The organism is Streptomyces jumonjinensis (assembly GCF_009600885.1).
Classification (GTDB): domain Bacteria; phylum Actinomycetota; class Actinomycetes; order Streptomycetales; family Streptomycetaceae; genus Streptomyces; species Streptomyces jumonjinensis.
In genome coordinates, this window is sequence record NZ_VCLA01000168.1 from 12,645 (window position 1) to 14,043 (window position 1,399).

The window sequence follows — 1,399 nt, forward strand, 5'->3', positions numbered from 1 at the left end:
GCGGTCACGCGGCGCTCCGCGGGGCCGGGTGCGTCGCGCCGTGGGGCCGGCGGGGCAGGTCGCGCGGGTGTACATCGATGCCGGCAGGTCGTGCGGGGCGGGTCCCGGCCGCTGGATGCGGTCGGTGACCCGGTGTACGGGTGGTCCGGGGCGGTACGGCGGGGCCGGGCCCCGCCCAGGTGCGGCGGCGTACTCCGGTGTCCCGTCGACCGCGTCAGTCGTCGTCGCGGTCACGGCGCCGGCCACAGCCACCGCCGTACGCCCCCTGATGTCGCACGGTTTCGCGGGCCCATCATCTCGCCGACGGCCGCACCGTACACCCCTTCGATTTCGCCGACTCCATGAGTGTTCCCCGGCCACTTCCGCAGCGCGGGCGGGGAGTACGCGCCGGTAGGGGCGGACCGGGACGGCGGCGGAGGGCCCGGGAGGTCCGGCTCGCCCCGGCCGGACCGGTCAGCTCGCGGGGTCCGCGGCGCGGCGGGCGGACCGGTGCCGGGCGACCGCGTCCGCGTTGCCGCAGCGGGCGGTGCAGTAGCGGCGGCGGCCACCGCGCGAGGTGTCGACGAACACCCGCTCGCACCGGTCCCGGTCGCAGCCGCCGAGCCGGGTGCCGCCCGTCCAGGCGGTCAGGATCGCGAGGCCGCCGGCGGTGACCGCCTTGACCCGCGCCACGACGTCGCGATGGTCGGAGACCAGATGCAGATGGGGTCGGAGACCGTCATGGGTCGTCAGATGGATCCGCCCGGCGGCCTCGTCGAGCAGTTCGTTGACGGCGGAGCAGCGCTGCTCCGCACCGGTCGCCGTGAAGGCCGCGCGGAGCCGGCGGGCCCAGGCGCGCAGCGCCCGGGCAGCGGTGGCGTCGAGTTCGGGCCAGCGGATGGCGTGGTCGCGCAGCACCTGCTCCAGATCGGCTCCCTCGGCGGCGTTGACGAGCGCCGCGGCGAGCTCCGGGCCGATCCGATTGTCATGGTTGAAGTGCACTGACCCATTACCTCATGCTCGGCCGATGACCGTCACCCTCAACGCCGTCGTACCCGTCGCCCTGCTCATCGTTCTCGGCTGGGCGCTGCGGCGCCGTGCCTCCCTCGGCGACCGGGAGTTCTGGGACCGGCTGGAGTGGCTGACCTACTTCGTGCTGTCGCCCGCCCTCTTCTTCTCCTCCATCTCCGGGGCCGACCTGGATCTCGTCGAGCCCCTGCCGATGCTGGGCGCGCTGCTCGGCTCGACGCTCGCCGTCACCGCGCTGATGCTGGCCGTGCGGCGGCTGCTGGTGCTGGACGGGCCCGCGTTCACCTCCGTACTCCAGGGCAGCATCCGGCTGAACACCTATGTCGGCGTGATCGTCGCGGCCGGTCTCCACGGCGCGGACGGGGTGGCGGTCTTCGCCCTCGCGGCGGCC

1 protein-coding gene and 1 pseudogene are annotated in these 1,399 nt (G+C 74.8%); one reads left to right on the top strand and one right to left on the bottom strand.

Annotated elements, in window-relative coordinates:
- Positions 1–453 precede the first annotated feature (453 nt).
- Positions 454–981, bottom strand: a complete 528-nt coding sequence (locus tag FF041_RS40400) for a CGNR zinc finger domain-containing protein (protein WP_323392626.1) — start codon at positions 979–981, stop codon at positions 454–456.
- 25 nt (positions 982–1,006) lie between these two features.
- Here FF041_RS40400 and FF041_RS24790 point away from each other — a divergent pair.
- Positions 1,007–1,399, top strand: a pseudogene (locus FF041_RS24790) (AEC family transporter); the annotation flags it as partial.